The organism is Mesorhizobium sp. M7A.T.Ca.US.000.02.2.1 (assembly GCF_003996995.1).
GTDB lineage: Bacteria > Pseudomonadota > Alphaproteobacteria > Rhizobiales > Rhizobiaceae > Mesorhizobium.
In genome coordinates, this window is sequence record NZ_RZTT01000417.1 from 1 (window position 1) to 5,101 (window position 5,101).

Consider the following 5,101-nt stretch of genomic DNA (forward strand, 5'->3'; position numbering starts at 1 on the left):
TCGAGCCGCGCCGGAGTGTCCACCGGCCCCTCCACGAAATGCAGGTTCATCAAAGACCCTCGCCCTATGACGATGCCCTCGACGCCATGCCTTTCAAGGGAGACGTTCATCGCTTCGCGCAGGCGGTCGCCGCGCGCATTGATCGCGCGGCTCGCCTCTTGCGTCAGCACCTGGGTCAGACCGGTGAAGCCAGCAGCCATGCTGAGAATATTGTTGTTGAACGTCCCGCCATGCGAGAACGCACCGGGCAAAGCCGGATCGAAGCGATCGACGAGGTCGGCGCGTCCACCGAATGCGCCAAAACTGGCGCCGCCGCCGATATACTTGCCGAGCGTCACGAAATCGGGAAAAATCCCATGCGCCCCGTGGAGCGCGCGGTAGTCGAGGCGCGAAGTCATGACCTCGTCGAAAATCAGCAGCGCCCCGGTGTCCTTCGTCGCGGCGCGTAGCGCTTCCAGGAACTCACGCGTCGCCGGGATGCAGCCGCCGCCGCCCATCATCGGCTCGACGATCACCGCGGCAAGCTCGTCGCCCTGTTCCTTGATGAGCGCCACGGCGCCTGCACTATCGTTGTAGTCGGCGAAGACAAAGGGGAACGGTAGATTGAGCGGTGAGCCGCCATGCGCAAAAGTGAGTACGCCACCGTGGTAGCCCTCGCGGAATGCGAGTATCTTCGAGCGCTTTGTGATGGCGCGAGCCGCCGAAATAGCCATGATGTTCGCCTCGGTGCCCGAGTTGCAGAAGCGCACGCGCTCTATGGCTGGAAAACGGTCGACCACCGCCGCTGCAAGGCGCGCTTCGTAGCGGTTGGGGGCGCCCAGCATGATGCCGCCCTGTATTACGTCCACAAGGGCTGCCGAAATCGCCTTGTCGGAATGGCCGTAAAAACCGGCGCTGTATTCCGAGACCAGGTCGACATAGGTATGGCCGTCGAGATCGGTGACCCTGCAGCCGTCGCCGGAAACAAACGATACGGGGAACGGCGGATACCATAGAACAGCCCTCGTATTGCCACCCGGCAACGATGCCGCGGCCTCGTTCTGACGCGCCAGGCTGTTCGGGTTGGCGTCAGCGAAACGCTGTCGGGCCTCATCCAGAACAGCAGCGAGACTGACATTGGCGCGCAGGTCTCTAGTGCCTTGCAGCATTCGATCAAATCCCCTCGTCTTTTCAACTTTTTTGCACCCTATCGCAAATTCCTGTTGCTAATCAATCCATTTTGCGTTTGAAATTTGATCAAATCCACAACGATAAGAAAGGGGAACTGCAATGAGGACTTATCTGCAAGCCGTATCTGCCGCCGCGATCTGCCTCGCGACCTCGACTTTGGCCGCGTCCGCGGCCGACCCCGTCACGGTGGTCGGCTGGGGGGGTACATGGGACAAGGCCTACAAGGATGGGGTCTGGGACAAGTACACCGAAAAGACGGGCGTTCCGATCGTCATGGAAGAATGGGGCGGCGAGGTCGCCAAGGTGCGTGCCCAGGTGCAGGCGGGCAACATCACTTATGACGTCGTCTCGGTCGAAGCGCCCGCCATGGAAGTCGGCTGCGCCGAAGGCCTGTTCGTCCCGCTGACGCCCGAGATCACCGGCGACGCGGCGAATTATCTTCCAGGCACCCTGCACGAATGCGGCGTCGCGTCCGACACCTGGGCTACGGTCCTCGCCTACAACACGAAGGTCTATAAAGGTGACGCCGCGCCGAAGAGCTGGGCGGACTTCTGGAACGTCGAGAAATTTCCGGGAAAACGCGGGCTTTACCAGCAGGCGCAGTTCACGCTGGAAAATGCGCTGATGGCCGACGGCGTGAAACGCGAGGACATGTACAAGGTGCTGGCCACGCCGGAAGGTGTCGACCGGGCTTTCGCCATGCTCGACAAGATCAAGGCGCACGTCGTCTGGTGGTCCACAACGACGCAGGGCATCCAGAACCTCGACAGTGGTGAAGTGGCTCTCAGCGACGGGTTCAATGCGCGCATCACCAACGAAGCCATCAACGAGAAGAAGCCCTATGCGATCGCATGGGACGCTGGCTTCTTCTATGGCACCGACTACTGGGCGGTGGTGAAGGGCGCGCCGCACCAGCAGGCCGGGCTGGATCTCCTTAAGTGGTTCTCCATCCCTGAAAACCAGGCCGGCTTCTCGAAACTCTATGCCTATGGCACCGGCCGCAAGGAAGCCGCAGACCTCATTCCCGCGGATTGGAAGGTCAACCTGCCGACGTCGCCGGAGCACCTTCAGTACGGCGCCTCCTATGACAACGACTTCTGGACCGAGCACAAGGAAGCACTGGAAGAACGCTTCAAGGCCTGGCTCGCGAAGTAACCCAGGCATGTTGGTCGGGACAAAGCCGGCTATGAAGCGGCGCCAACGGGGCGGCATGCTCGCCCTGTTGACGGCCCCGCTTATTCTATTCGTCGTCATTCTGTTTCTCTGGCCGGTAGCGCGCTTCCTCGCTCTGGCCGTCGACAACTCGGATTTCTCGAACAACCTGCCGCGTACAATTGCCGCTCTGGCGGGCTGGAAAGCAGATAGCGGCCTGCCTGGCGAACCCGTCTTTGCAGCACTCGTCGAGGATTTGGCCGACGCGCGGCGCGCCGGGAAGGAAGGCGTCCTGGCGCAACTAGTAAACCAGCGCGTCGTCGGCAGCCGTTTCCTCGTCATCAAGACGGCAAAGGATGCGGCCGACGGCAAACTCACTATGCGTCCCGTGCGCGACGAGGTGCTCTCCAAACAGGGCGGCTGGAAAAACATCGATCTCTGGCAGGTCATAGCGCGTCAGCAAAGCGCGCGAACGGACTATTATCTGCTTGCGAGCCTGGACCTGAAGCGAGGCGCGGACAATTCGATCGAAGCCGTTTCCGCCGACCGCGCCATCTTCGTCGACGCGCTGCTGCGTACGATCTGGATCAGCATCGTGGTGACCGTCATCTGCGCGGTGCTCGCCGTGCCGCTGGCGCAGGCAATTGTCAGCGCGCCCCCGGCGTGGTCGAAGCTGATGTTCGCGTTGATCCTGTTTCCGCTCTGGACGTCGCTGCTGGTGCGCACCGTCATCTGGATCATCGTGCTGCAGAAGAACGGCCCCGTGAATTCCACTCTGCTCGGATTGGGTATCGTCAGCGAACCCCTCGACCTCATCTACACCCGCTTTTCGCTCTATTTGGCGATGGTTCAGGTTCTGCTGCCTATGATGGTGCTCTCCGTCGTCGCTGTCATGCGGCGGGTTCCGACCACCTACATGCGCGCGGCACTGTCGCTGGGTGCGCCGTGGCTCACGGCGTGGCGCCGCGTGCAGTTACCGTTGATCCTGCCAGGGATCCTGTCCGGCGGGGCGATCGTTTTTGTCTTCGCACTTGGCTACTACATCACCCCGACGCTTGTCGGCGGGCCGACCGACCAGATGATCTCCAGCTACATAGCTTTCTACACGAACAGCACACTGAACTGGGGCATGGGTGCAGCGCTTTCGCTGCAACTGCTGATGATCCTCGTGTTGTTTGCGTTGCTGTTCTGGACGGCGTCCGTCCTCTTCCGCCGCAAGGCGCATGTCGCATGAGCGCCGACCGCTTCCGGAAGTGGCTGATGTATGCTTATGCGGCGACGTTGCTGGCGTTCATCATCCTGCCCCTGCTGATCGTGATCCCTATGTCGCTGACCTCGAGCAATTCGCTGGCATTTCCGACGCCGGGCTGGTCGCTGCGCTGGTATGCCGAACTGTGGGTCGACCAGCGCTGGCCGAACGCGCTGTGGAACTCGGTCGTCATCGGGCTGTCCACCACGGTCCTGGCGTTGCTGCTCGGCATACCGGCGGCGATCGGGCTCGCCTGGGGCGATTTTGCCGGCAAGCGAATCCTCTACGCGATCATCGCCGCGCCCTTGGTGACGCCAGTCGTCATCGTCGGCGTCGCGGCCTTTTCATTCTTCGCCACACTGGGACTCGTCGGCAACAAGCTATCCATCATTCTGGTGCATACGGCGATGGCCGTGCCTGTGATGCTGACGACTGTCGTCGCCAGCCTTTCGACCTTCGACCGGACATTGGTTCGCGCGGCCGCCTCGCTCGGCGCCGGCACCATCCGCACATTCTTCAAGGTAGTGCTGCCGCTGATAGCGCCGGGCGTCATTACAGGGGCCATCATCGCCTTCATCATCTCTTTCGACGAAGTCGTCGTCGCAAGTTTCCTCTCGACAGGCGCGGAGCGAACCTTGCCTCGCATGATCTTCTCCGGGGTTCGCGAATCCATCAGCCCTGCCATCGCGGCCGTCGCTGTGATGCTGATCGCATTCTCTGCGACCCTGCTTGGTGTCATCGCCATCCTTCAGGGCCGCTCGCAAACTCTCCGCGCAAGGGCATCGGCATGAGACTGGTTCCATCGGTACAGCAGTTGGAGACCGAGATGACGACCTGGCGGCGGCATCTGCATGCCAATCCAGAACTCGGCTTCGAAGAGTTCGAGACGGCGCGTTTCGTGGCGGACAAACTGCGCTCGTGGGGCATCGAGACGACCGAAGGCGTCGGACGGACAGGTGTCGTTGGCACGCTCAGGGGCAGGCTCGGCGCTGGTCGCAGTCTTGGCATCCGAGCCGACATGGACGCCCTGCCGATGACCGAGGCGCGGCCGCTGCCGCATGCATCCCGCATTCCCGGGAGGATGCATGGCTGCGGCCATGACGGTCACACGACGATGCTGCTCGGCGCAGCCTCGGCGCTTGCCCGCTCGCCCAACTTCGCCGGTACCGTGCATTTCATTTTCCAGCCGGCCGAGGAGGGTCGAGGTGGGGCACTCGCCATGCTGAATGATGGCCTTTTCGAGCGTTTCCCTTGCGATGAAGTCTACGCGCTGCATAATTGCGAACGGCCTCTCGGCGAGATCGCCGTCCACCGCGGAACGGTGGCCGCGGCGGCCGATCGCTTCGAGATCGTCGTCCATGGAAGGGGCGGCCACGCGGCGATGCCGCATCTGGCGATCAATCCACTCCCCGTCGCCGCGCGCATCCTGCTGGCAATCGAAGCCCTGCCCGGTCGCCTGACCGATGTGCACTCTCCGGCAATCGTCACCGTTGGCAGCCTGCGCGCCGGCGAAGCCTTCAACACCATCCC

Annotated in this window: 5 protein-coding genes; 4 read left to right on the plus strand and 1 reads right to left on the minus strand. The window is 62.2% G+C overall.

Annotated elements, in window-relative coordinates; genetic code table 11:
* On the minus strand, nucleotides 1–1,148 hold a 1,148-nt coding region (locus EOD15_RS28120; protein WP_127409040.1), incomplete at its 3' end, for an aminotransferase class III-fold pyridoxal phosphate-dependent enzyme.
* 121 nt (nucleotides 1,149–1,269) lie between these two features.
* Here EOD15_RS28120 and EOD15_RS28125 point away from each other — a divergent pair.
* The 4 genes from EOD15_RS28125 to EOD15_RS28140 all read left to right on the plus strand — a co-directional run.
* Nucleotides 1,270–2,325 carry an ABC transporter substrate-binding protein gene (locus EOD15_RS28125; protein ID WP_127321021.1) on the plus strand — a complete coding sequence of 352 codons (1,056 nt, stop codon included), beginning with the start codon at nucleotides 1,270–1,272 and terminating at the stop codon, nucleotides 2,323–2,325.
* A gap of 253 nt (nucleotides 2,326–2,578) precedes the next feature.
* The gene (locus tag EOD15_RS28130) at nucleotides 2,579–3,556 is read left to right on the plus strand and encodes an ABC transporter permease (RefSeq protein WP_210212209.1); all 978 of its coding nucleotides are present in this window, start codon (nucleotides 2,579–2,581) and stop codon (nucleotides 3,554–3,556) included.
* A complete protein-coding gene (locus tag EOD15_RS28135) occupies nucleotides 3,553–4,362 on the plus strand; it encodes an ABC transporter permease (RefSeq protein ID WP_127321019.1) in 810 nt (269 codons plus the stop codon). The genes EOD15_RS28130 and EOD15_RS28135 overlap by 4 nt, the downstream gene beginning before the upstream one ends.
* A partial coding sequence (locus EOD15_RS28140) for an amidohydrolase (RefSeq protein WP_127409041.1) occupies nucleotides 4,359–5,101 on the plus strand: 743 nt, incomplete at its 3' end. The genes EOD15_RS28135 and EOD15_RS28140, both read left to right, overlap by 4 nt.